The sequence below is a fragment of the Pseudoalteromonas sp. GW168-MNA-CIBAN-0100 genome (genome assembly GCF_040309225.1).
Lineage (GTDB): Bacteria > Pseudomonadota > Gammaproteobacteria > Enterobacterales > Alteromonadaceae > Pseudoalteromonas > Pseudoalteromonas arctica.
Genome location: NZ_JBEOOL010000002.1, coordinates 70,531 through 96,763, shown reverse-complemented (window position 1 = coordinate 96,763; position 26,233 = coordinate 70,531). Strand labels below are relative to the sequence as shown.

22 protein-coding genes are annotated in these 26,233 nt (G+C 38.0%); 20 read left to right on the top strand and 2 right to left on the bottom strand.

Features of this window, described 5'->3' with window-relative positions; all coding sequences use genetic code 11:
* Positions 1–127: 127 nt before the first annotated feature.
* The 4 genes from purE to AAEY62_RS01550 all read left to right on the top strand — a co-directional run bounded on the left by purE (position 128) and on the right by AAEY62_RS01550 (position 5,696).
* Positions 128–610, top strand: a complete 483-nt coding sequence (purE, locus tag AAEY62_RS01565; RefSeq protein ID WP_002962540.1) for a 5-(carboxyamino)imidazole ribonucleotide mutase — start codon at positions 128–130, stop codon at positions 608–610.
* A gap of 2 nt (positions 611–612) precedes the next feature.
* Complete coding sequence (locus tag AAEY62_RS01560; RefSeq protein WP_350634483.1) at positions 613–1,761, top strand: 5-(carboxyamino)imidazole ribonucleotide synthase; 1,149 nt, start codon at positions 613–615, stop codon at positions 1,759–1,761.
* A gap of 122 nt (positions 1,762–1,883) precedes the next feature.
* Complete coding sequence (locus AAEY62_RS01555) at positions 1,884–3,059, top strand: endonuclease/exonuclease/phosphatase family protein (RefSeq protein WP_350634482.1); 1,176 nt, start codon at positions 1,884–1,886, stop codon at positions 3,057–3,059.
* Between the two features lie 132 nt (positions 3,060–3,191).
* On the top strand, positions 3,192–5,696 hold the full coding sequence (locus tag AAEY62_RS01550; RefSeq protein ID WP_350634481.1) for a S9 family peptidase: 2,505 nt from the start codon (positions 3,192–3,194) through the stop codon (positions 5,694–5,696).
* An 89-nt stretch (positions 5,697–5,785) separates the two neighbouring features.
* On the opposite strand, the gene rrtA is transcribed toward AAEY62_RS01550, so the two are convergent.
* Positions 5,786–6,382 carry a rhombosortase gene (gene rrtA, locus AAEY62_RS01545; protein WP_350634480.1) on the bottom strand — a complete coding sequence of 199 codons (597 nt, stop codon included), beginning with the start codon at positions 6,380–6,382 and terminating at the stop codon, positions 5,786–5,788.
* A gap of 97 nt (positions 6,383–6,479) precedes the next feature.
* Here rrtA and ggt point away from each other — a divergent pair, with 97 nt between their 5' ends.
* The 3 genes from ggt (at position 6,480) to AAEY62_RS01530 (ending at position 10,975) form a co-directional block, all read left to right on the top strand.
* Positions 6,480–8,258, top strand: a complete 1,779-nt coding sequence (gene ggt / locus AAEY62_RS01540; protein ID WP_350634479.1) for a gamma-glutamyltransferase — start codon at positions 6,480–6,482, stop codon at positions 8,256–8,258.
* A gap of 142 nt (positions 8,259–8,400) precedes the next feature.
* On the top strand, positions 8,401–10,095 hold the full coding sequence (locus tag AAEY62_RS01535; RefSeq protein WP_024589383.1) for an NAD-dependent malic enzyme: 1,695 nt from the start codon (positions 8,401–8,403) through the stop codon (positions 10,093–10,095).
* Between the two features lie 154 nt (positions 10,096–10,249).
* Positions 10,250–10,975, top strand: a complete 726-nt coding sequence (locus AAEY62_RS01530) for an SIMPL domain-containing protein (protein WP_024589382.1) — start codon at positions 10,250–10,252, stop codon at positions 10,973–10,975.
* Positions 10,976–10,978: 3 nt separating this feature from the next.
* Here the strand turns inward: AAEY62_RS01530 and AAEY62_RS01525 are convergent, their stop codons facing one another.
* Positions 10,979–12,331: a DUF2254 domain-containing protein gene (locus AAEY62_RS01525; RefSeq protein ID WP_024589381.1), complete on the bottom strand. Its 1,353-nt coding sequence runs from the start codon at positions 12,329–12,331 to the stop codon at positions 10,979–10,981.
* Between the two features lie 153 nt (positions 12,332–12,484).
* On the opposite strand from AAEY62_RS01525, the gene AAEY62_RS01520 reads away from it, so the two are divergent.
* The 13 genes from AAEY62_RS01520 (at position 12,485) to AAEY62_RS01460 (ending at position 26,049) form a co-directional block, all read left to right on the top strand.
* Positions 12,485–12,856: an MAPEG family protein gene (locus AAEY62_RS01520; protein ID WP_024589380.1), complete on the top strand. Its 372-nt coding sequence runs from the start codon at positions 12,485–12,487 to the stop codon at positions 12,854–12,856.
* Between the two features lie 14 nt (positions 12,857–12,870).
* Positions 12,871–13,503, top strand: a complete 633-nt coding sequence (locus tag AAEY62_RS01515) for a sulfotransferase (RefSeq protein ID WP_101163108.1) — start codon at positions 12,871–12,873, stop codon at positions 13,501–13,503.
* Positions 13,504–13,550: 47 nt separating this feature from the next.
* The gene (locus AAEY62_RS01510) at positions 13,551–14,123 is read left to right on the top strand and encodes a MiaE family protein (protein ID WP_007586685.1); all 573 of its coding nucleotides are present in this window, start codon (positions 13,551–13,553) and stop codon (positions 14,121–14,123) included.
* Positions 14,124–14,334: 211 nt separating this feature from the next.
* Positions 14,335–16,254 carry a pilus assembly protein N-terminal domain-containing protein gene (locus AAEY62_RS01505; protein ID WP_024589378.1) on the top strand — a complete coding sequence of 640 codons (1,920 nt, stop codon included), beginning with the start codon at positions 14,335–14,337 and terminating at the stop codon, positions 16,252–16,254.
* Entirely contained in the window at positions 16,251–16,928 is a 678-nt protein-coding gene (locus AAEY62_RS01500; protein ID WP_024589377.1) for a tetratricopeptide repeat protein, read from the top strand. The genes AAEY62_RS01505 and AAEY62_RS01500 overlap by 4 nt, the downstream gene beginning before the upstream one ends.
* A 374-nt stretch (positions 16,929–17,302) precedes the next feature.
* Positions 17,303–17,692, top strand: coding sequence for a hypothetical protein (locus AAEY62_RS01495; protein WP_024589376.1), 390 nt, complete (start codon positions 17,303–17,305; stop codon positions 17,690–17,692).
* 98 nt (positions 17,693–17,790) lie between these two features.
* Complete coding sequence (locus AAEY62_RS01490; RefSeq protein ID WP_024589375.1) at positions 17,791–18,558, top strand: hypothetical protein; 768 nt, start codon at positions 17,791–17,793, stop codon at positions 18,556–18,558.
* Between the two features lie 6 nt (positions 18,559–18,564).
* Positions 18,565–19,863 carry a TadA family conjugal transfer-associated ATPase gene (locus AAEY62_RS01485; RefSeq protein WP_350634478.1) on the top strand — a complete coding sequence of 433 codons (1,299 nt, stop codon included), beginning with the start codon at positions 18,565–18,567 and terminating at the stop codon, positions 19,861–19,863.
* Positions 19,856–20,731: a type II secretion system F family protein gene (locus AAEY62_RS01480; RefSeq protein ID WP_024589373.1), complete on the top strand. Its 876-nt coding sequence runs from the start codon at positions 19,856–19,858 to the stop codon at positions 20,729–20,731. The genes AAEY62_RS01485 and AAEY62_RS01480 overlap by 8 nt, the downstream gene beginning before the upstream one ends.
* Entirely contained in the window at positions 20,728–21,543 is an 816-nt protein-coding gene (locus AAEY62_RS01475) for a type II secretion system F family protein (protein WP_024589372.1), read from the top strand. The genes AAEY62_RS01480 and AAEY62_RS01475 overlap by 4 nt, the downstream gene beginning before the upstream one ends.
* 9 nt (positions 21,544–21,552) lie before the next feature.
* Positions 21,553–22,719: a hypothetical protein gene (locus tag AAEY62_RS01470; RefSeq protein WP_024589371.1), complete on the top strand. Its 1,167-nt coding sequence runs from the start codon at positions 21,553–21,555 to the stop codon at positions 22,717–22,719.
* The gene (locus AAEY62_RS01465) at positions 22,716–25,586 is read left to right on the top strand and encodes an ATP-binding response regulator (RefSeq protein WP_350634477.1); all 2,871 of its coding nucleotides are present in this window, start codon (positions 22,716–22,718) and stop codon (positions 25,584–25,586) included. The genes AAEY62_RS01470 and AAEY62_RS01465 overlap by 4 nt, the downstream gene beginning before the upstream one ends.
* A 37-nt stretch (positions 25,587–25,623) precedes the next feature.
* A complete protein-coding gene (locus tag AAEY62_RS01460) occupies positions 25,624–26,049 on the top strand; it encodes a response regulator (RefSeq protein ID WP_024589369.1) in 426 nt (141 codons plus the stop codon).
* Positions 26,050–26,233 lie beyond the last annotated feature (184 nt).

Genomic DNA, 26,233 nt, shown 5'->3' with positions numbered 1-26,233 from the left:
GTTTAAACATGGCTTTTTTGTTTTTGTAGCTTTGTATTAGTCGCAATTAATATGGCTTTGGGTATAATACCCGGCTTAAACAGGACATAAGTCCGCTATTTTAAAAATATATTACTGAGGAGTATTTATGACTGTTGGCATTATTATGGGTTCTAAATCAGATTGGCCAACCATGGAACATGCAGCACTTATGCTAGAGCATTTTGGCATTAAGTACGAAACTAAAGTCGTGTCTGCACACCGCACTCCTCAATTACTTGCTGATTACGCAAGTTCAGCCGCAGAACGTGGTATTAAAGTTATTATTGCTGGCGCTGGCGGCGCTGCGCATTTACCTGGCATGGCAGCTGCTTTTACGTCACTACCTGTACTTGGCGTACCTGTAAAATCAAAAGCATTAAATGGTGTTGATTCACTTTTATCTATTTGCCAAATGCCTAAAGGCGTTGCAGTGGGCACACTTGCAATTGGTGAGCCGGGCGCAGCAAACGCAGGTTTACTAGCCGCACAAATTTTAGGGTGTCAAAATCCAGAAATTTTTGCAAAAATTGAAGCGTTTCGTAAAGCTCAAACCGACACTATATTAGCTAATCCAAACCCTGCAGAGTAATAATGAATATTTTAATATTAGGTGCAGGGCAACTTGCACGTATGATGAGTCTTGCAGGCGCGCCGCTTAATTTAAACGTTGTTGCGTACGATGTAGGCAGCAAGCAAATTAAGCATCCGCTAACTGGTGAGGTTTATAGCACGTCACTCGAGCAAGCAATATTAAACGCTGATGCAATTACTGCAGAGTTTGAGCACATTCCTGATGACGTACTAACACTTTGCTGTAACAGCAATAAGTTTTACCCAGGTAAAGCTGCTATTAAAACCGGTGGCGATCGCTCGCTTGAAAAAGCATTGCTTGGTAAAACAAACGTAACTTGTGCGCCGTATCAATTAATTACTGAAAAAGCGCATCTAGAACACGCAGTTAAAACCCTAGGTAAGCCACTTGTTATTAAAACATGCCAAGCAGGTTACGATGGAAAAGGCCAATGGCGTTTAAAATCGGATAGTCAAATAGACGAAATTTGGTCACAAATGGCTGATTTTATTGCATCGGGTACGCAGCTTACCCCACATACGATTATTGCTGAAAAAATGATCCCGTTTGATCGTGAAGTATCTATTATTGGTGCGCGCGATAAACACGGTAATGTTGCTATTTATCCGCTAACAGAAAACGAGCACACAAATGGTGTGTTAACGCTTTCTATTGCCGGTAAAAATAATCACAGCGTTGAAGCGCAAGCAAACGATGCATTTACAAAAATAGCAAACGAGCTTAACTACGTTGGCGTATTAGCAATAGAGTTTTTTGATGTACAAGGCACGTTACTCGTTAACGAAATTGCACCGCGTGTACATAACTCAGGCCACTGGACGCAACAAGGCTGCCATTGCTCACAGTTTGAAAACCACATGCGTGCTGTTGCAGGTTTGCCGCTTGGTAATACAGAGCTTAAACACATTACCGCGATGATAAACGTACTAGGGCAACCTAATATTCCAGCTGACGTACTAAAATACGCAGATGTGACTAGCCACTGGTACGGTAAAACGGCAAAACCAGGTCGTAAAATGGGCCATATAAATGTATCAGCCACTAGCATGAACGATCTAGCAGATAAATTAGGTGAGCTTACTGAATATCTACCTGAGCAAGACTACCCAGGTATTTTAAAAGCGGCGGCTAACATAATTCTTCATTAAATGGCTAACCGTTTTATTAAATGCCGAGCTTGCTCGGCATTTTTTTGTATTTAAAAAAGGCGCAAGGTTACCTAGATTGTGAAATAATGATTGCGTCTAAAATTTTACAGTGAAATTATTTAATGAAACTTAAAGCAATTTATAGCGCACTACTTGTTGCCGCTTCTTTTAGTCCTTTTTTTAGTAACAGTGCATTTGCATCAGACTCTCTTCGTGTTGCTACTTTTAATGTAAGTATGGATGCAACTAATCACACACCTAAAGGTGAGCAAGTTAAAAGTGATGCTTTAGTTAATGCACTTAAAGCAAACCACCAGCAAATTAAGAACATAGCGGAAATTATTCAACGTGTTCGCCCTGATATTATTTTACTTAACGAATTTGATTACATCCCAAAAGAGCAGGGAATTGAATACTTTAATCAACATTATTTAAATGTAGGTCAGCAAAAACAAGCCGCTATTAATTACCCTTACTCTTATATAGCCCCGGTAAATACAGGCCTAGCTACCGAGTTTGATTTAGATAACGATGGCAAGAAAAATGGCGTGATGGGCGATGCACAAGGCTTTGGCTTTTTTGAAGGGCATTACGGTATGGCTATTTTGTCAAAATACCCAATCGATTTTGATAAAGTAAGAACCCTTCAAACCTTTAAATATAAAGACATGCCAAATGCACAAATGCCCGTAATGCCTAAAACAGGCGAAAACTGGTATAACGCACAAGAATGGCAAGCACTTAGACTTAGCTCTAAATCGTTTTGGGATTTACCTATTAACGTAAATGATAAAACCATTCATGTTATTGCATCTCACCCAACACCGCCTGTATTTGATGGCGAAGAGGATAGAAACGGCAAACGTAATCACGATGAAGTAAGGTTAATTGCCGATTACGTTTCAAACGCTAAGTATATTTACGATGATAAAGGCGAAAAGGGCGGTTTAAAAACTGACTCTCGTTTTGTTATTTTAGGTGATTTAAATGCAGCCCCTGAAGGGGATAAAGCCCGCACAAATACCACCGACCAACTGCTTAAAAACCCATTGATAAATGCAAGCTTTATTCAAAAAAGTGAGGGCGCTAAAGAGCAGTATGATGTGCCTTATGCACAAAATTACAGTGCTAATTGGCAAGCGCGTGTTGATTACGTTTTACCGTCAAACTACGGCTTAAAAATTAAGGATGGTGGTGTGTTTTGGCCTACTAAAACGAGTAATGAATATCGTTTAATTAAAGACAGAAACGCATCGAGCGATCATCGACTGGTGTGGCTTGATTTAATCGTTGAATAACGCCTATTAACAGGGGATGCGCTAGTAAACTGAGCTTTACCCTGTTTAATGGCTATTTATCTTAAAAAATTGCAATAACTTGAGTGCTTCTGCTTAAATACGGCTTAATTATAATAACCGTATAGAAGCACTATGATTTTTAATTTTTCTTCATCTAAAACGTTAGTGGCCTTAGCTGTTGCCTCAAGTGTCATGCTTGCAGGTTGTAGCGCGACCGCTAACACCTCATCAACACAGCAAAGTGCTTTACCAGCAACATCGGTTGCTGCGGTTGTAAACACGCCAGCAGATATCGGCTCACAAAAAATAACGCTAGAACAAGCAATGGCCGATCCGGATTGGATGGGCAATCAGCCAGAGAGCGCTTATTGGGCAAGCGATTCGGCTACTATTATTTATGCTCAAAAAGAGCAAGGTAATACACTACGCGATTTATTTAGCCAATCTGTTACTAGCCAAACAGCAGAGCAAATTGCACTTAATAAACTTCATACTGTAGGTTCAAATAAAGCCGTTTATTCAAAAAATAAAACAATGGCGGCCTACACCTTTAAAGGCAATGTATTTGTTAAAAACCTAAAAACGGGTGAACTTAAGCAAATTACAGCGACATCAGCGAGCGAGTCTAAACCACAATTTTTAAATAACGGCGATTTAGTTTACCGCCAAGGCAATGTGTTTTTTAAAGTTGATTTAAAAACAGGCTTAACCACTGAGCTTGCTAACTTAAAACTTGCTGATGAGCCAAAAGGTATTGAAGAGCCAAGCACGTATATTGCTAAAGAGCAGCATAAATTGATTAAGTTTGTGGCGCTTCAACAAAAAAATAAAAAAGATAAGCAAGCACGTAATGAGCAAATTAATGAACAAAACGATTCAATTGCTAACACGGCTTACTACTTAGGTGACGGTAATAAAGTTGCAGAAGCACAGCTTTCGCCAAATGGTGATGCGCTGTTAGTCGTTGTACAAAAGCAAACAGATTGGCGCGGTGATGGCGATATTATGCCTAACTACATTACAAATGATGCAACCATTGAGCCTAAAAAAGCACGCCGCCGTGTAGCCGACGCTAAAGAAGAAACCTCAAAGCTTGTGTACATCAATTTAACTAACAAAGAGCAAACATCACTTAGCTTTAATACCTTACCAGGCTTTGATGAAGATGTTTTAGCCGCAGTTAAAAAAGAAAATTATGCACGTGATGGTAAAACATATAAGTCTACAAAGGCGCCTCGTGGCATTAACCTTATTATGGACTGGGGTTTTGAGCAAAGCCCAATAGTATGGAACGATGACGGCTCGCAAGTAGCTATCATGCTTGAAGCGTGGGACAACAAAGACCGCTGGCTTGCAACTGTAGATTTTAAAAACAACAAACTTGTGTCGCAACATCGCCTGCATGACGACGCATGGATTGCTTACGCGTTTAACGACTTTGGTTGGTTACATAACTCAAACACGCTTTATTACCTATCGGAAGAGTCAGGTTACAGCCAGCTTTATAAAAAACCAATTAACGGCAAAGCAACTGCGCTAACACAAGGCCAATTTGAGGTTTCTAACTTAACGCTTACCAGCGACGACAGCGCAATTTATTATAAAGCGAATGTTGAGCACCCAGGTCTGTACGAAATTTACCGTGTTAACCCACAAACAGGTAATAGCGAGCAAGTTACTGACTTAAATGGCATGACTGATTACACGTTAAGCCCAGATGAAAGCAAGTTACTCCTTAAGCACTCTACAATTACCATGCCTAATGAGCTTTATGTAGCTGATGCTCAAGCCAATACGAAAGCAACGCGATTAACGCATACTGTGTCGGATGAGTTTTTAGCTAAAAAGCTAACTGCACCTAAAATTGTTGCTGTGCCATCGAGCCATACTGATCAACCAATATACGCAAAAGTGTACTACCCAGCTGATTACGTAGAAGGTGAAGTAGGTAAAAACCGCAAAGCGGTTATTTTTAATCACGGCGCGGGTTACTTACAAAACTCACATATGGGGTTTTCGGTTTATTTTCGTGAATTTATGTTCCATTCATTGCTCGCTGATGAAGGTTACATAGTAATGGATATGGATTACCGCGCATCTAAAGGTTACGGCCGTGATTGGCGCACCGCGATTTATCGTCAAATGGGCACACCTGAAACACAAGATTTAGCCGATGGCGTTAAATGGATGGCGCAAAATGCCAACGTTGATACCAAAGCAGTTGGTACTTATGGTGGCTCATACGGCGGCTTTATGACCTTTATGGCATTGTTTACCGCGCCTGAGTTATTTCAATCGGGTGCAGCACTACGACCTGTTACCGACTGGGCACATTACAACACAGGTTATACGGCTAATATATTAAACCATCCTGATGTTGACCCGATTGCATATGAGCGCAGCTCGCCAATTTATTACGCTGAGGGTTTAAACAAACGTTTATTAATTAACGCACCCATGGTTGACGATAACGTGTTTTTTCAAGACTCAGTGCGTTTAGTACAGCGCTTAATAGAGCTAGAAAAGCAAAACTTTGAAACAGCTATATTCCCTGTTGAACCACATGGTTTTGTACAGCCTTCAAGTTGGTTAGACGAATACCGACGTATTCATAAGTTATTTAAAGAAACGCTTTAATCTTTAATTCTTAAAGTATAAAAACAAAAACGCCGCATTGGTTTAGTTAACCAATGCGGCGTTTTTATTGGGTTGAACAAAATCTAACTTTATTTTTTCTTTTTAAAGTTCTTTTTAAGGAGCTCTATAGCCAGTGGTATGGCAAGCAGAGTCCCGCCAATGACACCAATTAAATGTGCGTCAATAGCCACAGTGGAGTTAATAAGCTTTCCAATATCAGCATTAGGGCCGCTAAATTGCTCAAACGCTATTTTAATCCATACGCCTACAAATAATAAATAACCCGACTTAAGCCCTACAGTTATGTCTTTAACTGCCCCCCAAATAATTACACCATGCAGTAGAGCACTTAATCCGGTGTAAATATGTATGCTTGGGCAAAACCAATACACGCCGAGTCCACACCACAGTGCTAGCGCAGTTGTATTAAAAGCGTAGCGAGTAGGTGATGTGTATTCGCCATGTAAAAGCCATATTAGTAAAACACCACTGGCATTTAGTCCCAAATGAGCCCAATTAGCATGAACAAATTGGCTAGAAAAAATTCGCCACAGTTCGCCTTCATCAATTAGGCTTCGGTTAAATTCAAGTAAATTATTTAAATCAAATGCAGCAAAAATGGTACTAAATAGCAGCAGAATAATAGGCGGTAATATATAACGAGGTTGAATAGGTAAATTAAGCATTTTATTATATTTTTTTAGTCAAAATTTTTGCATATTGTGCCCGTTTAACTTTAAGATGCCAAATACAACTACGTAATTAAGTGTTTTTAGTATTTTTATGCATTTTAAACTTAACTCATTATTTGCCATTGGGCTGTGCGCAGTATCACTGCCTTCATTTGCACAGCAAGCAACTCAAATTGAAACTCGCGAACCTGAAGCCGCTACTGGATTAATCCATAAAAAAGTAGTGCAAGGTGATAAATACATGGTTGCTGCGGCAAATCCATATGCCTCCAGAGCCGGTCAACAAATTTTAGCCCAAGGCGGCAGTGCCGTAGATGCTGCCATTGCAACTCAACTAGTGCTTACTTTAGTTGAACCGCAATCGTCAGGTATTGGCGGCGGTACATTTATGATGTACTACAACAAAGCAAACAATAAGCTGACTAGTTTTGATGGCCGCGAAACAGCACCTGCAAATGCAGACGAAACACTGTTTTTAGATAAGCACGGTAAAGCCGTTAAATGGATTGAAGCTGTAGTAGGCGGACGCTCTGTTGGTGTGCCTGGTATTTTACATACCTTTGCAAGCGCGCATAAACAATACGGTACATTGCCGTGGGAAGCGCTTTTTAAACCGGCTATTGAACTTGCAGAGCAAGGCTTTGTAATTTCGCCGCGTTTACATGGCTTATTAGCACGCCAGTTAAACCCAGGCGTATTGAGTATGCCGATTATTAACGAATACTTTTACCCAAATGGAAAATTAATCGAAGCGGGTAGCGTTAAAAAGAATCAACCACTTGCTGATTTATACAAAGACATCGCAAAGCAGGGCATTGATGCATTTTACAAAGGCGAAAACGCTAAACAAATGGTTAATGCTGTACAGCACTCTAAAGTTGCCCCTGGTAAATTAAGTGTGCAAGATTTAGCAGATTACAAAAGTAAAGAACGCGATGCGGTATGTATACAATACCGTGCTTATAACGTGTGCTCTATGGCGCCACCAAGTAGTGGCGGTGTAGCAGTACTACAAATGCTTGGCTTACTTGAGCATAAAGATATGAGCGCACTTAAACCAAATGGCGAAAAGGCGATTCATTACTTTAGCCAAGCTTCGCGTATTGCATTTGCCGATCGCGATATGTACATGGGCGATCCCGATTTCACTCAAGTACCTACACAAGAACTCTTAAACAAAGATTACATTGCCTCACGCGCTAAATTAATTACCGAAACAGACCAAAAAGCCGTAGCCGGTAATCCAGTAGGGTACTTAAGTTATGCAATGGATGATTCATACGAGTTACCTTCTACTTCGCATGTCTCTATTGTAGATAGTAAAGGTAATGCAGTTTCGATGACCAGTTCAATTGAAATGGCGTTTGGCTCTACGGTTATGGTTAATGGCTTTATTTTAAATAACCAACTAACTGACTTTTCGTTATCGCCACGTAAAAACGGCAAGCTTGTAGCAAACCGTGTAGAGGCTGGTAAACGCCCGCGTAGCTCTATGTCACCGGTAATGGTATTTAATAAAGATGGCAGCTTACGTTTAATTGTAGGCTCACCTGGCGGTAGTCGTATCATTGATTACGTTGCACAAGTTGTTGTGGGTGTTATTGATTGGAATTTATCAGCGCAAGACGCTATTAACTTACCGCGTACAACAAATCGTAACGATTACACCAGCCTTGAAAAAGGCACAACCATTGAAGCCATTGCGCCTGCGCTTACTAAACGCGGCCACAATGTACGTATTATTGATTTAAACTCAGGCTTACACGCAGTTGAAGTTAAAAATAATACCTTATATGGTGGTGCAGACCCTCGCCGTGAAGGTGTTGCGTTATCTGATTTAACTGATAATAACGCCACTATCAAATTTTAAATTATGTATAATATGCATGCGGGCAGTGAAGCCCGCATGTATTTTCTCTCAATGGTCTGACTAGCTTAATTGTCGTTGCAATTAAACCTCTAACACTGATAATGACAGATCATAACTTAAGACTCCGTTAAAGCCTGGAAATATGACAACTAATACTGATCCTAACTACTTATATATTCATCATTCTGGCCCTGGCCTAATTGAAACACCGCTATTAAATAAAGGCAGCGCCTTTAGTAAAAAAGAACGCGAAAATTTCAATCTTGCTGGTTTACTTCCTCCTCGCTTTGAAACAATAGAAGAGCAAGTTGAGCGTTGTTATCAGCAGTATTCTAGCTTTACCGACAACCTTAATAAGCATATTTACTTACGTGCGATTCAAGATAACAACGAAACACTTTACTACCGTTTAGTGCGTGACCACCTTGAAGAAATGATGCCAATCATTTACACGCCTACAGTTGGTGACGCTTGTGAAAAATTCTCAGACATTTATCGCAGCGCACGTGGCTTATTTATTTCGTATGAAGATCGTTACCAAATTGACGACATTTTACGCAACGCTACCAAAGGTAAAGTAAAAGTTATTGTTGTAACCGATGGCGAGCGTATTTTAGGCCTAGGCGATCAGGGTATTGGTGGCATGGGTATCCCAATTGGTAAATTGTCACTTTACACTGCGTGTGGTGGTATAAGCCCAGCATACACATTGCCTGTAATGCTTGATGTGGGTACTAATAACGAAAAGCTTTTAAACGACCCTATGTACATGGGTGCACGCCATAAGCGTATTGCTCAAGACGAATACGATGAGTTTTTAGATTTATTCATTAAAGCGGTTAAACGTCGCTGGCCAAATGTATTACTTCAGTTTGAAGATTTTGCACAGCCAAATGCAATGCCGTTACTTAAGCGCTACCGCAATGAAATTTGTAGCTTTAACGATGACATTCAAGGTACTGCGGCTGTAACGGTCGGTTCTTTACTTGCTGCGTGTCGCGTTAAAAATTCAACCCTAAGCCAACAAAAAGTAGTTTTTGTGGGTGCAGGCTCTGCTGGTTGTGGTATTGCTGAGCAAATTATTAGCCAAATGGTTTTTGAAGGTATTACAGAAGCTCAAGCGCGTAGCCAAGTATTTATGGTTGACCGTTTTGGCCTGCTTTCAGAGGGTATGGAAGGCTTACGCGATTTCCAACAAGCACTTGCACAACCGCAAGGCTCGTTAAGTGATTGGACTTACAGCGGTGAATACGCATCACTTCTTGATGTTATGAACTGTGCACAACCAGACATTTTAATTGGTGTTTCAGGCCAACCTGGTTTATTTACTGAGCAAGCTATTCGTGCAATGCACGCAGGTTGTGAGCAGCCAATTATTTTCCCATTGAGTAATCCATCTAAGCAGGTAGAAGCGCATCCTGCTGATGTTATTAAATGGACAGATGGCAAGGCACTTGTTGCAACAGGTAGCCCGTTTGATCCGGTTGAACACAACGGTGAAATTTTCCCAATCCCACAATGTAACAATAGCTATATTTTTCCTGGTATTGGTTTAGGGGTTATTGCCGCTAAAGCGACACGCATTACAGATGCTATGTTAAGTGTGTCTAGCGAAATGCTTGCAGAGTCGTCGCCGCGTGCAAACACAGGTAAAGGTAGTTTATTACCAGCCCTAACTGAAATTGAAACGCTAAGTAAGCGTATTGCATTTGCCATTGCTAAAAAAGCAATCGAAGAGGGCGTTGCTCTTGAGATTACTGATGATGCGTTATGGGCAGCAATCGACAAAAATTACTGGTTACCAAAATACCGTAACTATAAACGTTGTAGTGTTTAATAACGTTTATACGTAATTAAAAGTAAATGGTGTAATAGCATTAATTACAACGCTTAACAAAAAACAGGCAATGGCCTGTTTTTTTGTGCTTGTTCATATTTAATTAACCACGTACGGTGTTTACTTGTTTTTACATAATTAAAGGATCGACTTAATGAAAACACTGACTTTTGTTTTAGGTGGTGCACTGGCTTTAAACGTACTTAGTTTTGATGCACTCGCGGCAGCGACTCCCGATGCTCCTCATATTTATGTTAAGGGCGAAGCGACTCTTACTACAATGCCAGATTACGTACAGCTTAGCGTAGGTATTACTGAAGTTGATAAAGACTTAATTGCTGCTAAAAATAAAACCGACTTAACCATCGCCAAGGCAATTAAGCTCGTAAAAGAAATTGGTGTTAAAGAGGGAGATATAAACGCCGGACAAATTTCAATAAACCGTGATAGCCAATACAACCGCACTACCGGTAATCAAGAATTTAAAGGCTTTAAGGTTTCTCGTACATTAACTGTAAAACTTAGCGATATAAATAAATACCCTGAGTTACTACAAAGCTTAGTTAACAACGGTATTAACGAAATTAATCAAACGCAATTTTTAGCAAGTAACTACAACGAGCTGCATAAAAAAGCGCAAAAGTTAGCAATTAAAGACGCACGGGATGCAGCAAAAGAGTTTAGTGAAGATTATGGCGTTGATTTAAAAGGGTTGTACAGCGCGTCACTAAGTCCACTCAATGTGCAGTCGCAACCTTATATGCGCACAGAAAAAGTAATGATGGCTGATAGCGCACCAAGTAACTATGTACCTGATGCCTACCATGCTGGAGAGATTAAAGTAACAGCCTCAAGCTACGCTGTGTACTACATAGATTAAACTTTATTTTTGGTGGTGCTCAAAACGTGCCACCAACTTCTCACCTTGCTCTTGGCTAATACGCGCTATTGAGTTGAGCATATTAGTCACTTCGCGTCTGTCGTATTCATTAGTTACATGTTCATTTATGTCATCAACAATCGCATTTAAATAGTTAAATAAACTGTTGCGTGCATCGGTATCTTTATGGGCAACAAACAAAATATTTTTAAATGCCTCAAGCACGTTTGTCATTACGTATGCATCGCCTTTGGCGTAATTACGCAGCGGTGTAAAGTTGTCGTGTAATAACTCATCAAAGCTTGTTTCATGAAGGTACAACAATGGGGCATTATCACTGTGCTTAAACGAGTAGTTAATATCGTTAATTGACAGCCGTTGAATAAGTAAAATACTCAGCATATCAATTGATTTAACCGCAGTACCTGGATCGTTTATGCCCGGGCTCATTGCCTTAACTGCAATTTCTGATATTTGCGTTAACCCATAACGGTAATGATCGCTAATGTACTCTTCTATATAAAAAATAAAGCAGTCGAGAATTTTATTTATCAGCTCTTCATCGTTCGCTATATCTTTATTACATTTTAAAAACGGATAGCCTTTAACTGTAAAATAGCCCTGGTTTACAGATATATACACCTTTATATCTTGCTCTGCCAAAATGGCACACAGCTTATCGGTATGTACGCCTTTATAATACCCTTCTGTTTTACTGCTAACCGAATGCCATTTGCTAAAGTCTGGAAAGTCTTCTACTGGGTTCTCTTGTTGTCTTTGTATTATTGTTTTAATTTCGTTTTTAGTTTGGCTAAACAAGCCATTTAATACGTTATCAACCTGAATGGCGCGAGAGATTGAATGTATAAAAAATACAAACAAACCTAATGAAATCAGGCCAAAAATAAGTGCAAACAACACACCAATTGAAGGAATTGCCGTACTGCCACCATCAAGCTTATTAATATTTATAAGCATAATAATAGAGTAAATTATGCTGCCTAAATAAAACCCCAAAACCATTTGGTGTGATTTACGCGTAATAAGCCCAGGCACTACGCGGGGCGATAAACTCGCACTGGCCGAATTTAAAACAACCATAACCATAGAAAAACTAAAAACAGTTAGCGAAATAATACTCCCTGCTAAGGTGCTTAAAATAGTACGCGCGTTTTCGGCGCTATCAACAAGTACAACCGATATAAACGATTTTAGCTGCTCAATAGGGGCTAAATATTCAACCGACATAGTTATAATGGCAAATACTAAAAAGCCCACTGAAAGCATAGAAGGGTAAAAGCCAATACTGTTAATCATTTCACGGTAACTGTCGGCTACTTTGCGAGGTACAAACATAAAATCCTTATGTATTTTTCTACTTACTTAATACCCTTAGCTTAGCATAGGCATTTATTAAACTTCTGATAATGCTGCTCAAATTTATATGTTATTATCACGCCCACAATAATAAAGCGCATGCTTATGCGATAAAAATAACAGGAAAACGCCGTGATCATTTCAACTTATGCTGCATTACTTGCATTCTTTTACATTTATTTGAGCTTTAACGTAATAAAAGTGCGCCGCGCGGAGCAGATATCACTTGGTGATAATGGTAACGCAACGCTGCAACGTGCTGTGCGTGCCCACGCTAACTTTATGGAGTACGTGCCAATTGCTTTAATTTTACTTTTTTTGGCAGAATACCAAGGGATTGCTAGCCATTACTGTCATATATTAGGTGGTGCGTTATTAATAGGGCGTGTGTTTCAAAATATAGGCATAGTAGAAAAAAGCCTGAAATATCGCCAAATTGGTACTATTACTACATTTTTAGTGATTATTGTTAGCGCCTTTGTATTGCTAGTGACACGTGGCTAATTAAAGAAAAGTTAATGAGCAAAATATTTATAATAGGTTTACCGCGTACCGGCACAACGAGTGTGTGCCACGCATTTTTAGAGCTTGGTATTACAACGGCGCATACCGCGTATACTAATGCTTGTTTTGAAAATGCTAACGCGATTGCCGACACTCCCATATTTAATGACTTTAAAGCGCTTGATATTCATTACCCACACTCTAAGTTTATTTATTTAGAGCGCGAACTTGGTGCATGGCTTGTATCAATAAAACAGCTTTTAACGCGTATGCACACTAATTTAACCCGTGCAGACGGGGGCTTTAATATTCATATAAAACGCTGTTATTTAAATACGTTTAGTGAGCTTTCGCTTAATAATATTAGCGACGATAGTTACTTAGCTCACTGCTATAAAAAACATTTTAATGATGCTCAAACGTACTTTAATAACCGCGACAACGATTTTTTATCCATTGATATAGCAAAGCCTGATAGCTATAAAAAGTTATGCGATTTTTTAGCATTAAAAAGTGATAAAACTGATTTTGAAAAAATGAATATGGGCGGCAAAGTCACCGCGTGGAACGATATTAAACACCCGTTAAAAGTTGAATCTACGGCTAAAGGACGGATAGATAAATTACTGCCTTACAAGATTTTTTAAAACAAATACGTTAAAATCCCCGCATTATTATTTAAGTTGTACAGAACATGTTTGAATTAAAATACCACACCCCATTTGAATGGACCGAAGTTGTCCTTGCTGACTTTAATACTTTTTTACAAGATCATGCCGCTGCTGAAAAAAAAGCATCGGGTATGGCTATGTCTATGCTTTCGCATTACCCAGACAAACGTAAATTAGTAAAAGCCATGACCGATTTAGCACTAGAAGAATTAATACACTTTAAACAAGTGCTTAAGTTACTTTTAGAGCGCGATGTAAACTTAGGTGACGACAAAAAAGATCCGTACATAAAACAAATACGTGCACTATTTAGACACGGTCGTGATGGTTTTTTAATGGACCGATTACTAGTAGGTGGTGTCATTGAAGCACGTGGCCACGAGCGTTTTTCTTTAGTTGCACAAGCACTTCCTGAGGGTAAAGAAAAAGACTTTTATGTTGCTATTGCTAAGTCAGAAGAAAAACATAAAAACCTATTTGTAGAACTCGCTTACGAATACTTTGAAAAAGAAGAAGTTGATGTTCGTCTAGAAGAGCTGCTTATAGCTGAAGCTAAAATTTGTGAAAGCATTCCGTTTACAGCCGCTTTGCATTAATTAATACCAGTGCAGAGCGTATTTACATGCTCTGTGCTTACCCCTTTTAAGCTTATTCCTTTATTAATCCCTGTGTGAATCATTGATTTGCAATTTGCGAATCAAAATAATAAAAAACACGTTCATACATCTTAATCCATTGATTATAAAAACAAAAACCTTTGGCCTCATACTTGCTACCTATATAGTAAGCAAATTGAGGGAAAGGCTTATGTTAAAATTTATTTTTATACTATTACTAATATCTTTTACCGCTATGGGCAGTGAAAGTCATTTAGATTATATAGAAAATGCAAATGGTGAGCGGGTACAAAAAGTATCGCACTTGGTTAAATGGACGCATACTCGCTTTGTGTTTACCCGTGATATTTCGCGTATAGCACTAGGCCACGAAACAACGCTTGATGTGAACGTGGTTAATGGTCGCGAGCTACTAATTTTAGCTAAAAAGTTAGGCCGTACATCTATGATGGTGTGGTACGACGATAAAAGCTCTGAAACATTTTTACTTGGCGTAACCGAAGACTACAGCGTACTAGAAAATGCCTTAAACGATATTCACCCTGACGTGCAGTTAACCATAGCACCTGATCGCCATGCTGTTGTATTACGTGGTGAAGTACCTACTATAAATTATCGTCATGCCGCTTATGAAGCTGCAAAAAACTACCTTTATGCCAGTAGCTCACAAGCATCACAACCCGTTATCACCTCAAATCCTAACCAAGGTATGTTTAATTCACTTGCTCAACGCTTGCAAGGCTTGGGTAACGCAAACGGCGGCAGCTCTCAAAACTCGAGTAAAGTCGCTATTATTAATTTAATAAAAGTAACTCAAGCACCCAAGCCAAAAGAAGAGCGTATTAGCGAAGTGATTAAATCAATGGGCGCAGATAAAGTGACCATTAAACGCATCTCGGTTGATGAGTTATCAAATGACGACAACGATGTGTTTTTACTTTCCGGCTCTGTAAAAAACCAGATAGAGCTAGTGCGCTTATTAAATACAATTAATAAATTATTCGAACCAGAGCAAGCATTACAAACTCAGGGCTCTCCTCTTGATCCTAATAATTTAATGGGCGGCGCAACGCAGGATAAAAGTTCAGGTATTGAAGTACTTGCCAACGAGTCAGGCGGTTTAATAAATGATGCTACCTCAGGATTAAATTTAAGTAATGTGAGTTCTAATATTGCAAGAGCAACGTTGCTGTCAGTGGCTGGCGGTAAAGTTTTGTCGAGTATTGAAGTTGAAGATTTACCGCAAGTGCGTGTATCGGTGCAGCTATACGAAGTAAATCAACGTAGGTTAAAGCAATGGCGCCCAGATATTAGCGTGCTCTCTAATGGATATGAAAAAGAAGCGGGTTTATTTGGCCGTGACGGTATGACTGAACGCGAATCAGGCTCTGCAACAATAGAAAATGCGCTGCAATTAATTGGCGGTCAATTAACTAATAACTTACAGCTTTCTACCTCACAGTTTGCCATTGATATGTTATTTTCATTACTTGAACAAGAAGGTATTTCTCGAACGCTTTCTCGCCCTACAATCACGGTTTTAGCCGGTGAAAGTGCCGTGTTTAAAGTCGGTGGTGAAGTACCTGTACCTACAAGTTATAGCCCATCTGGCATTACAAGCGGTCAGCAAGGTAGTAGTGGGTCGGTGTTTAGCGGTACAGAATTTAAATCATTCGGAGTTGAATTAAATGTACGCGCCATGGTTGACGACAAAGATAGAATAACACTTGATCTAAACCCAGTAATTTCATTACCCGATACCACGTTAACTGCCGAAATTGCACAAAGCACAGGCAGCAGTTTAAACAGTAGTGCATTTAATACACGCAGCATGCAAACGTCAACGCGTTTAAAAGATGGTCAGCCTCTTATTATTGGTGGCTTAATTAGCACCGATAACAATGCAAGCCACGACTTTGTACCTGATGGCAACGGCAATAGCATGCTAGGCAAGTTAAGTGAAACAACCAGCAAAAGTGAAAACAACCGCGAGCTTATAATTGTTGTAACTCCAAATCTGGTGCGTGAACCAATTAACACATTACGTTCGTGGGAACAGGCAAATATAGACACACAGGTACTTAGCTATATACAGGAGCAAGGGCTATGAAAATATTTTATATTATTTTACTGCTTACTTTATCGGGTTGCGCTCATATTGATTACAAGCCAACAGTAAATCCTTACAACGCGTTGGGTGACATAGTAAAAAAATACCAATTAAATGCCCAACCATTAAAGTGTGAAGGTATAAATGCAAGTAACTGTTTAAACCTAGTGCATGAGGTGAATCAGTTAATGCTTGAACACCCCGATAACACGGCAATACTGTCGATATCGGCCTACGTACTTTATAAAAGTGGCCGTGCTAATCAATCTCAACAAGTTATAAACACATTACTGAATAAAGCTAATCCACCATTAAATGCAATTACTTTAGGGGTTACGTTAGCAATAGAGCAAGGTAATTTAGCTAAAGCAAAAAGTATTGCTCAATACGGCGTTGATGTTTTTGGTACACATGCTTCACCATACCTGCAAATGGCCTCTATACATTATGCCCAGGGCAACTACGTTATAGCTTCAAACTACTTAGAGCTTTCGGTTAAGTTTGGTTTAAATAGTACCGCCTATTTTTACCATAAAGGGTTAATTGAAGAAGCTAATACCAATAATTTATTGGCCTGTGGCTACTATGAGCAAGTTTTACGTGTAGAACCCACGCATAAAAAAGCACTTGCTAGGCGCGGTAAACTCTCTGTTTTAGGTAATTGTTATTCTTAAGGCCTTCGGGCCTTTTTTTATACCTAAAATTTGGCATTATTAAGGAGCCAAAACCACTTTATTATTTATCAAAAATAGTAGTAGAGCTTACGCTAATCATACGTTTTATAAGTTACCCCACAAGACTGCTTCTAATATTTAACCCTTTTTGAATACCTATTAGTTTTAATAATTTAACAGAGCGTTTCTAACATTAAGTATCTAAAAATTATTTTTTAATATTGATTTGCATTTTGCAAATCAAAAGTAAAAACAGCTAAAGAATAAATAATCTAAACACACTAACCATATGTATTTAAAGGATTTAATTAGTTGGCATGGTCCTCGCTATATATAAAGTGAGCATAAGCTCTTCTAATTTAAAGGCTACGATTATGAAAACTATTAAACATAACTTAAATAGCAAAAAGCAAAAAGGTTTTGTACTAACGTCAGAGCTAATCATTCTTTCTACTTCAATGGTAGCGGCACTTGTAATTGGTTTATCTACATTACGTGACTCGGTAACCAGCGAACTTGAAGATGTAGCTGAAGCAATTGGCTCACTTGACCAAAGCTATGTATTTGACGGCATGATTAACGCCGAAGGCACAGCTGAAGTGTCTGGTTCTGGGTTTGTAGATTCAGTTGATGTGTACGCAGGCGATGGTAGTTCATTCACTTTTGTTGCATCAGACTTTAGTGAAAGTGCCGCACTTGTTAGTGCAACACCAAGTGGTGATGCTGCAACGCGTACAACGGCAGGCGGCTCACAAGGTAACTAACGCAAGGTACCCAATATAAGGCAAGCAGGTTTGAATACCAAGCTTAAGGCTCACTGCCACAAAAAGTGTGGCAGTGAAAGTTACTCTGGAGGAATATTATGAAAAGTAAAAGTAACAAAGGCGCAACCACTGCGGCTCTCATATTACTCATCACCTCTGGCATGTTAGCTTCGGCTTTGGGTATTAGACAGGTAAACGATGAAAATAGCGTAACAGCTTGGGTAGTAAACAAAAATATGTCTGCCGGCCAAACTGTAACCGTTCACGATGTAGAGCAAAAGAGTATAGATCCAAGTAACTATTCAAATATTGCACTGAGCGTTCAAAATCCGCGTGCATTAATAGGTCAAAAATTAGCAACTAATAAAATGGTTGAACAACCCTTATTCGACACCGATTTTATTAGAGAAAAAAGCCAAAATTTATCAGAAGCCATTCCGGCAGGGCGTGTTTTATATACTTTAAAACTAAACACCTTAGATATTCCGCTTTCGCGCATACACAAAGGTGACCGACTCGACATAGTCGCTAAAACTAATCGCTTAGTAAGAACAGTTGCCCGTGATGTACAGTTGATTGGTGTTTCAAAAGGTCCTAAATCGCAAGCCGCTAAAAGTGGCGTAATGGATAATTTAGCTAAAGAGTCTAACTCCGCTGCGGGCGGTGTTTCATTAGTCCTTGCGGTACTTCCAAAAGATGTTTATTCGTTGGCGGGTATAGATAACGCCGACAAAGTTTCAATTATTGTGCATAGCGCTTATGACATTGAACAAGGTCGTTTGCAAAACTTTTCACGCTTACAAACCAGTCGCACAATCGAAGTGGTTAAAGGCGTTAAAAATGAAGCTGTATATGTAGCTAAGTGAGTTTTTATGTTTAATTTATCAAGCAAACATGAAGAAGTTCAAACCAGTTTAAGTACCTTTGAAGAGCTTAAAAAGCTATTGCACGATGCCGTTATCGAAGAGTACGAACAAGAACCAACCGCGCTTTTATCAAGTAATGTTCTCGAAAAAATCTCTGCATTGTGCAGTGAAATTCCACAATTTAATCAATCTTCATTTAATCAATACCAACAAGAGCAGGTTGTTCAGGCTGTATTTGATGAAATTCAGGGTCTGGGTCCTATTGCACAGTTTATGCTGGACGATCAGGTTAGTGATATTTTAATAAACGACACGCAAGATATATGGATTGATAAACAAGGCAAACTACTTTGCACTGCCAGTAAGTTTGATGACGAACGCCATTTACGCCGATTTGTTGATCGCTTACTTGATGGCTGTGGTCGACAAGTCAATGCGCTTATGCCAATTGTTGATGGCAAACTAAAAGATGGTAGCCGTGTTCATATTATTGTACCGCCTGCGTGTACCAGCGCCGCGATTGTATCGATTCGTAAGTTTAATCATAAAAAAATAAACGATGACTTTTTAGTTAATAATCATTTTTTAGATAAAAACATCTTATCGTTTTTAAAAAGTGCAGTTAAAACAGGCGTTAATATTTTAGTGTGTGGCAATGCGGGGGCTGGTAAAACGTCATTATTAAACGTACTTGCCAACTCAATTAATCCAAATGAACGTGTTGTAACCATTGAAGAAAGCGCTGAGCTTAATTTGCATCACAACCATGTTGTGCAATTGGAAGCCCACGACACAAACAGCGATGGTAAAGGTGCAGTAAGCCTAAGAGATTTAGTAAAAGCAGCCCTTAGAATGCGCGCAGATAGAATACTTGTTGGAGAGGTACGCTCTGGCGAAGTAATCGATATGCTCCAAGCAATGAACTGTGGTCACCAAGGTTCGATGACGACCATACATGCTAACAGCGCAAATGATGCCGTTATTCGTTTATCTACCTTAGTGCAATTACACAATGCACAACTGAGCGATACCCATACAAGTTCGCTAATCGCGTCGAGTATTCAACTTATAGTGCATGTTTCTCGCTCAACTAATGGCACCCGAACTCTAAAAAGTATTGGTGAAATTAAGCGTGTTAATGGCGGCGCACATTTTAGCCCGCTATATAGTATTAACGAAGCAGAGCCTGTACAAAATGAGTTAATAAATACCTCGAGTGTTATTGAGTTTATGAAAGGCCAAGGGGCAAATGCACAAGAATTAAAAGCATTACTGCACAATAACCCGGAGGCTAACAATGACTAAACTTGATTATTTATTAGCTATAGCGGCGGTTATAACCTTTGTACTTGCAACTAGTGTGTTGGTTTCTTTGTATGCTAAAAATAAAAGCAGCCAAGGCACTAAAAAAGTAGATATTTTAGAAGAAAAAGACGTCCTTACTTTGTCACTACGAGTGCTAGGCTTAAACATAAGTAACGCCTGGTTTATAAGCATGGCGTGCTCGCTCTCTAGTAGCTCATGGTTTTTAGCTAAATTATATTACCCAGAGGCATCAACCAGCGCGTTTATTATTTCAATCGTGGTTTTTGTAACCTGTTTTATAACTGTGATTGACTTGGCTCATTATAAATTAGCAAAATTTGAGCATCATTTTTTAGAATTTATTGAAACCGTACAATCGTGTTTAAGCACAGGGTTATCGCTACAGCAATCAATGCAGTTTGCTGATGAACATGCAGACCCATATATAAAAAAACAAAGCACCTTACTAATACAACGCATGAGCATGGGTAGTGATGCCGAAACGTCGTTTGCCCCTTTAATTGAAAGATACAACTGCGAAACCGTAAGATTGTTTGCTCATAGCATCATTACACATACACAAAGCCAGTGTGATTTAACCGATATGCTAAAAAGCGTATGCAACATGATGTCGCTTCGGACCCTCGACCGCCAACAGCTAAAAGCTAAGCTTTCGGGTACTAAGTACGCTGCTGTATTTAGTGGTTTTTTACCTTACGCACTAATTCCTTTATTTAGCTATACCGATCCAACCTGGTTTGAACCATTATTAAACGATCCTAATGGGATTGCATTTATAACGGTTGCGCTTCTTTGTCAGCTATTTGGTTTTTTATGGCTACGCCTTAGCTTAAGGGTAACATTATGATTGATATACTTTTACTTATCGGACTTTTAGTAAGTATGGGCTCATTTATCCATATTCATAGGCAATCTCTTAAAGTCGAATTAGATAAACCCGATACTAAAAACATTAATTGGTATCCGCTAATCATCATCTCTAAACGTCAACTAAGACAAGCAGGGATTCAAATTAATAAAATATTAATAAGCCTGTACTGCTTCAAAGTGGCTGCTACTTTTAGTGCATTTACGGTTATAGAACTAACAGGTTATGAGCTGAGCCAATCGATTAAATTATTACTGTGTTTTATGTGTTTTTTTGCACCCGAATGCTGGTTTTTATTACGTAAAAATCAACGTAAAACCGTTATAAATAATAGCTTAGAGTTTTTTTTACGGGTGTTACTGGTTTACATGCGCGCTGGATTTTCACTAGAGCGCTCATTTGCACTGGCGGTTGATCATGGATTAAGTCAAAAACACCCATTATACAAAGAGCTAAAGTTATTTTTATTCGAACTAAGCGCAGGTAAAGATCGTGAATTTGCATTTAATTCACTTTTTGAACGAACTGGCGTATTAGGAATTAAAAAACTCGCCAACTTAATGTTAATAGGGTCAAAACTTGGTACGCCACTTATCCAAGCAGTAGAGGCTCAACTTGAAGGCCTAGCTCTAAAAAAGAACATTTTACTCGCTAAAAAAGTAAACAAAAAAGCGATGCACACAACCTTTCCCATTATCTTAATTTGTTTTCCGATGTTTTTGGTATTGGTGTTTTTTCCCGCAGCATTACAAGTAATGAACGTACTTAAAATGCTTGTAGAAGTGTTATAGGAGCCTGATATGAAAAAGCATTATCAACAAGGGTACATACTTACTATTGAGCTTATATTAATTATAACTATTTTAATTATTGGCTCAATTGGTGGGGTGATTTTAGTAAGGGATGCCCTTATTAAGCGCCACCAAACTAAGGTAGATAATCAAATTACTGTAGTTGATGCTAATAATAGACCACTCGGTATTGCAGTAAGTTTTGATGAGCATCAAGCACCACTCATTTTTTATACAGACCGTGGAGCAAACAACACGTACAGGGCATTAATAGGCATAAGAGATGATAGGTTTACCTCGCGAGAAGCTGTTTATTACGATGCTCCAAATTGCCAAGGTAACCCGTGTTTAAAGGGCTTAAGCGATGAAGCAACCGACAGCCAAGGTGTCAGCAAGTTAAATAATACCGGTAATGTAAGTTATATAAATGCGCTGCAGCAAGGTCCAAATTATGCAATAGGGCAGTTAGGTAACACCGTTATTGGTCAGTTATTAAAAAGTACGCCACAACAATGCCCTGCTAATAGTGAACAAATTCTATCTCGTTATGTATCGCAAAAAGTAGTAACAGGCTCACCTTGTGAAAGCTTTGAAATAGATAAACAACCGGCCGACAGCAGTTGTTTAGTTGGAGTAACAGCTTTAGGAAATCCACTTTTAGGTACAAGCGATCAAGGTTTATCGCAATCGTGTGATACATGCCAAACAGGGTACGAATCGCAAGGTGACATACTTGATTTATATTTACCTCAGGTAGAACCGCTTTTAAATACAGCCCTTAATGCACTTTCATTAGTAGGAATAGGCACAAACGTTGATATAGAGCTTGGTACAATATGCTGCCCAGAAGGTACACGCTTAGAAGAAGATGAAAACATTGTAGAGACACTCGTCTTCACTATTTTACAAACTACATTTGAGCTGGTCGGGATCGATTTAGTAAATAACCTTATCATTAGTGAAACACTGAGCTTAATAGGAATTGAGCCAGGCATTACATATTGCAAAACATCACTTAATTTAGTTAATGCAGAACAAGTAATTAATATCACCACAGGCGAACCTGCACTTAGTAGCTTAACACCACCATTTAAAGTTTTACTGCCCGTACATAGCGGCCAAAACAGTACAACGTGGATACATACTCCCCCAAAAGGGGAAGGAGAACGTCAATGAACGCCTCAAATATATTTACCTCACATTCTAATTTAGCAGATACACCAACTGATGAAATATCAACAGAAATTAAAGAAACGCTAACGCTACTAAAACAGTTTTATGACGTTGCAATTGTTAAATTTATCGATTTTAGAGAAGTTTATTCAGAGCAGTTAATAACCTGCAGCGATAAAGAAAGCGTCGAAAATGAGTTATTAAGCTATCAAAAACGCTGCACACAAGAAAAACTATATTTATTTGAAGATACTTTTTTTGATGATGTATCAAACAACACTCACAAATTAATTCGTTTTTATGCACAATATCCAATTTATAGTGTCACTAATAAATTGATAGGCGTAGTGCTGATGGCCGATTTAGCACCTAAAACATTAATAGGTTCACAAAAAGATCAGTTTATTTCATTTGCTCAATTATTGCAGACACAGTTAAATAAAAATTCAGATTCAGTAAGTAATCAAAGTACTAATCCTGAGAAAAAGAATTATGGGGAAAAGTATATTCATGTATTTAGTTTAGCACCCGTCGCATTCTTAATTGCATTAGTATTATGCTCATTCACTGCATTACTTCTTTATACTATAGAAAAAAAGGAGCTGCAAAGTAATTACAATGAACAAACTCAGCAATTACGTAAAACGTTATTTAATGCTTTAGAGCGATTTGATAATCAAGGATTATATATATCGCAAAAAGATTTAGTTATCGCAGGTTTTTTACAAAGCCAAAATAGCTATACAAAAGAACAACTTAATAATTTAGTGCAGAGTCAGGTTTCACAAAGCTTAACTTATAAAGGGTATGTTGTGTTTGATTCTGAGTATAACCAGCTTGCACTTTGGTCAAAAAATAATTTTGATTTAGCCGCGTATGGGTTTACAAACTGGTTAAAAAAATTCAATAAAAGAGCGAACAAACAAGCAGTAGAAGTATTTACGGTTGCTGATACGGCTTTCTTAATTTCTGAAATAAAAATAAAACAAGGCTCTATTTATACACTTACAGCATTTGATTTAAGTAAGTTTTTAAAAGCCGTTATTGGCAAATTAAACACTGAAAATTATAACGTTTTTATAGCAACACCACAGTTTACTTTAGGAAAACAAGGAGAAGTAAACCCGAGTATAATTAAAAATAGTATTAGCGCTTTAAGCAGTCGTTTTCCACCTACTTGGCGCTTGCATGTGCAACCAATGAATAAAATAGTACGACCACAAATAACTAAATACAGTTTAATCAGATTAGGGTTAATCTCTTTTTGTGTATTCGCGTTTGTGTATTATTTTTTACGTTTGCCAAGGCGTTTACACAGTGAAATAAAACAAAAAAATCAGTTAATACTCAATAGAGAGGAGCTTTTTTCAAGTTCTCTGGATGCACTGCCGCATGGGTTTGCTATTTTTAATAGCCACGAATTTCCTGTGATTACCAACAATGCTTTTAATCTTTTATTTGCACAGGTGAATAAACAAAACAGTCAGCTATCGTATAGCCAGCTGATAAGTATTGCGCAGCAGCATAATATTATAAATCATTACCATGAACATCATAAGCTTGATGATGATCGTAACCAATTAATAGATATAGGTTTTACAGACGGGAAGTGGATAACTGTATTACAAAGACATACAGATTTTAATGGTTTCGTTTGCTACTTTAGAGATGATACAGAGGCACATCAAAAAGAATGTTTACTCGCTGATGTTCTCGAAAAATCAAAACAGACAAATCAATTAAAAGAAAAATTTGTTACAAGGCTTAGCCGTCAGTTGAAAACGCCTTTATCATCTTTAAAGTCATTAATTGAAATATCTAAAGATCCAATAAGCTTTAACGAATTTAAAAACAATGTGGGGAATATTTCTGATGTGTGCGACCAGCTTGAAAGTGTGATTCAACAGCTCGTAAATATAAATAAATCAGAGATAGGTAAGTTAAAGCTTCAGGCCAAAAACGTAAACCTAAATCAAATGATCAATAATAATATATCGATTTTAGCTAAAGAGGCTGAAAATAAAAGAATCGTTCTTAAAAATAATATTACGCCTGAATTAACGGTCGCAAGCGATGAAAAGTTAATTTCTCAATTGGTTATTCAGTTAGTGACTGAGGTTTTGGATTCATCAAATAATACAACGCTTTCAATTAACGCTCAGATTAAAAATGAAAGTAAACGTAATTACTTACACCTCGATTTTTCATTAAGTAATTTGATCGACAGTAGTAACTTTATAACTGAGCTTAAAAGTATATCGGGTGATGATATAACGCGCTTTATAGATGATAAAGACGTGTCATTAGAGTTAAAGTTTTTTATTTCAATATTTAAAATGTTAGGTGGTAAAGCGATAACTGTAAGTAGTAACGCGAATAAATCAACGATATCACTTTCTATGTTGGTAAACATAGCAACCAAACAAGGTAAGGGTAAAGACAACGAGCAAGAAGCACCAAGTAGCTCGTTAACAAATACTGATTTAGTAACTAACAAACACCAAAACACGCTATTACTGGTTGATGACGATCCTCTTGTTGAGATTGTAATTAGAGCAATGCTAAAAAATGAGAATATTAAAATAGATTACGCGCGCAGTGCAATAGAAGCAATGTTGATGGTATCGCAAAACAGTTACGACATTATTTTAATGGACATAGTAATGCCAGAATTGTCGGGAACTGACGCTATGTTAAAAATTAAAAAACACAGTGACAATTTGAAAACTAAAATAATTGCGCATACATCGACACCCGATACAGATTCAAAATACGTTAACCAGGGCTTTGATGACATGCTATTAAAACCAGTAAAACAAGGTGTATTAATAAACCAAATAACACGCATTTTAAAAGATAAGTCGTTATAAGTTAGCGTATATTACTGGAACAGTAATGAGGTAAAAAATGAAAAACACTATTGAAAATATGACTGAAGTTATCGAGTTTAAAGTAACGCCAATAAATAAAACTAAACGACTGCTTTTAGTAGATGATGACTTGCTAATAGAAATAGTAATTAGGAAAATGCTTAACGAAGAAAATATTTTAATAGATTTTGCATCAAGTGCTATAGAGGCACTACTTATGGTTTCTCAAAATATTTACGATATTATTTTAATGGATATAGTAATGCCGCAATTTACAGGTACCGACGCAATGCTAAAAATAAGAAAGCATGCTGACGCATCAGCAACAAAAATTATCGCTCATACATTTAGTGAAAACGAAAATAGTGATAACAAGTATGTGAAGCTTGGGTTTAACGGTCTGTTATTGAAGCCAGTTAAGCAAAGTGTATTAATAGAAAATATTAGATCTTTCTTGGAATGATAAATAGAAACAGTAGGGCGGTTAACTATTTTTTATTTATAGCTTACTAAAAAATTAAATTATAACTTTTGAAAGCACTAATATTTATTAGTGCTTTTGTGTATATGAACCTTTAATTTATTTAAATTTGTAAAAGTCCTTTAATAAGAATAATTACTTCAAATTATTCCTTCAAAGTATTACA

What these genes read in the sequence shown, in the direction of transcription:
- purE (WP_002962540.1), top strand. Translation starts at nt 128, where the DNA reads ATGACTGTTGGCATTATTATGGGTTCTAAATCAGATTGGCCAACCATG.
- AAEY62_RS01555 (WP_350634482.1), top strand. Translation starts at nt 1,884, where the DNA reads ATGAAACTTAAAGCAATTTATAGCGCACTACTTGTTGCCGCTTCTTTT.
- AAEY62_RS01470 (WP_024589371.1), top strand. Translation starts at nt 21,553, where the DNA reads ATGAAAAAGCATTATCAACAAGGGTACATACTTACTATTGAGCTTATA.
- AAEY62_RS01530 (WP_024589382.1), top strand. Translation starts at nt 10,250, where the DNA reads ATGAAAACACTGACTTTTGTTTTAGGTGGTGCACTGGCTTTAAACGTA.
- AAEY62_RS01480 (WP_024589373.1), top strand. Translation starts at nt 19,856, where the DNA reads ATGACTAAACTTGATTATTTATTAGCTATAGCGGCGGTTATAACCTTT.
- AAEY62_RS01510 (WP_007586685.1), top strand. Translation starts at nt 13,551, where the DNA reads ATGTTTGAATTAAAATACCACACCCCATTTGAATGGACCGAAGTTGTC.
- ggt (WP_350634479.1), top strand. Translation starts at nt 6,480, where the DNA reads ATGCATTTTAAACTTAACTCATTATTTGCCATTGGGCTGTGCGCAGTA.
- AAEY62_RS01460 (WP_024589369.1), top strand. Translation starts at nt 25,624, where the DNA reads ATGAAAAACACTATTGAAAATATGACTGAAGTTATCGAGTTTAAAGTA.
- AAEY62_RS01490 (WP_024589375.1), top strand. Translation starts at nt 17,791, where the DNA reads ATGAAAAGTAAAAGTAACAAAGGCGCAACCACTGCGGCTCTCATATTA.
- AAEY62_RS01465 (WP_350634477.1), top strand. Translation starts at nt 22,716, where the DNA reads ATGAACGCCTCAAATATATTTACCTCACATTCTAATTTAGCAGATACA.
- AAEY62_RS01535 (WP_024589383.1), top strand. Translation starts at nt 8,401, where the DNA reads ATGACAACTAATACTGATCCTAACTACTTATATATTCATCATTCTGGC.
- AAEY62_RS01475 (WP_024589372.1), top strand. Translation starts at nt 20,728, where the DNA reads ATGATTGATATACTTTTACTTATCGGACTTTTAGTAAGTATGGGCTCA.
- AAEY62_RS01525 (WP_024589381.1), bottom strand. Translation starts at nt 12,331, where the DNA reads ATGTTTGTACCTCGCAAAGTAGCCGACAGTTACCGTGAAATGATTAAC.
- AAEY62_RS01505 (WP_024589378.1), top strand. Translation starts at nt 14,335, where the DNA reads ATGTTAAAATTTATTTTTATACTATTACTAATATCTTTTACCGCTATG.
- AAEY62_RS01495 (WP_024589376.1), top strand. Translation starts at nt 17,303, where the DNA reads ATGAAAACTATTAAACATAACTTAAATAGCAAAAAGCAAAAAGGTTTT.
- AAEY62_RS01485 (WP_350634478.1), top strand. Translation starts at nt 18,565, where the DNA reads ATGTTTAATTTATCAAGCAAACATGAAGAAGTTCAAACCAGTTTAAGT.
- rrtA (WP_350634480.1), bottom strand. Translation starts at nt 6,382, where the DNA reads ATGCTTAATTTACCTATTCAACCTCGTTATATATTACCGCCTATTATT.
- AAEY62_RS01550 (WP_350634481.1), top strand. Translation starts at nt 3,192, where the DNA reads ATGATTTTTAATTTTTCTTCATCTAAAACGTTAGTGGCCTTAGCTGTT.
- AAEY62_RS01515 (WP_101163108.1), top strand. Translation starts at nt 12,871, where the DNA reads ATGAGCAAAATATTTATAATAGGTTTACCGCGTACCGGCACAACGAGT.
- AAEY62_RS01560 (WP_350634483.1), top strand. Translation starts at nt 613, where the DNA reads ATGAATATTTTAATATTAGGTGCAGGGCAACTTGCACGTATGATGAGT.
- AAEY62_RS01500 (WP_024589377.1), top strand. Translation starts at nt 16,251, where the DNA reads ATGAAAATATTTTATATTATTTTACTGCTTACTTTATCGGGTTGCGCT.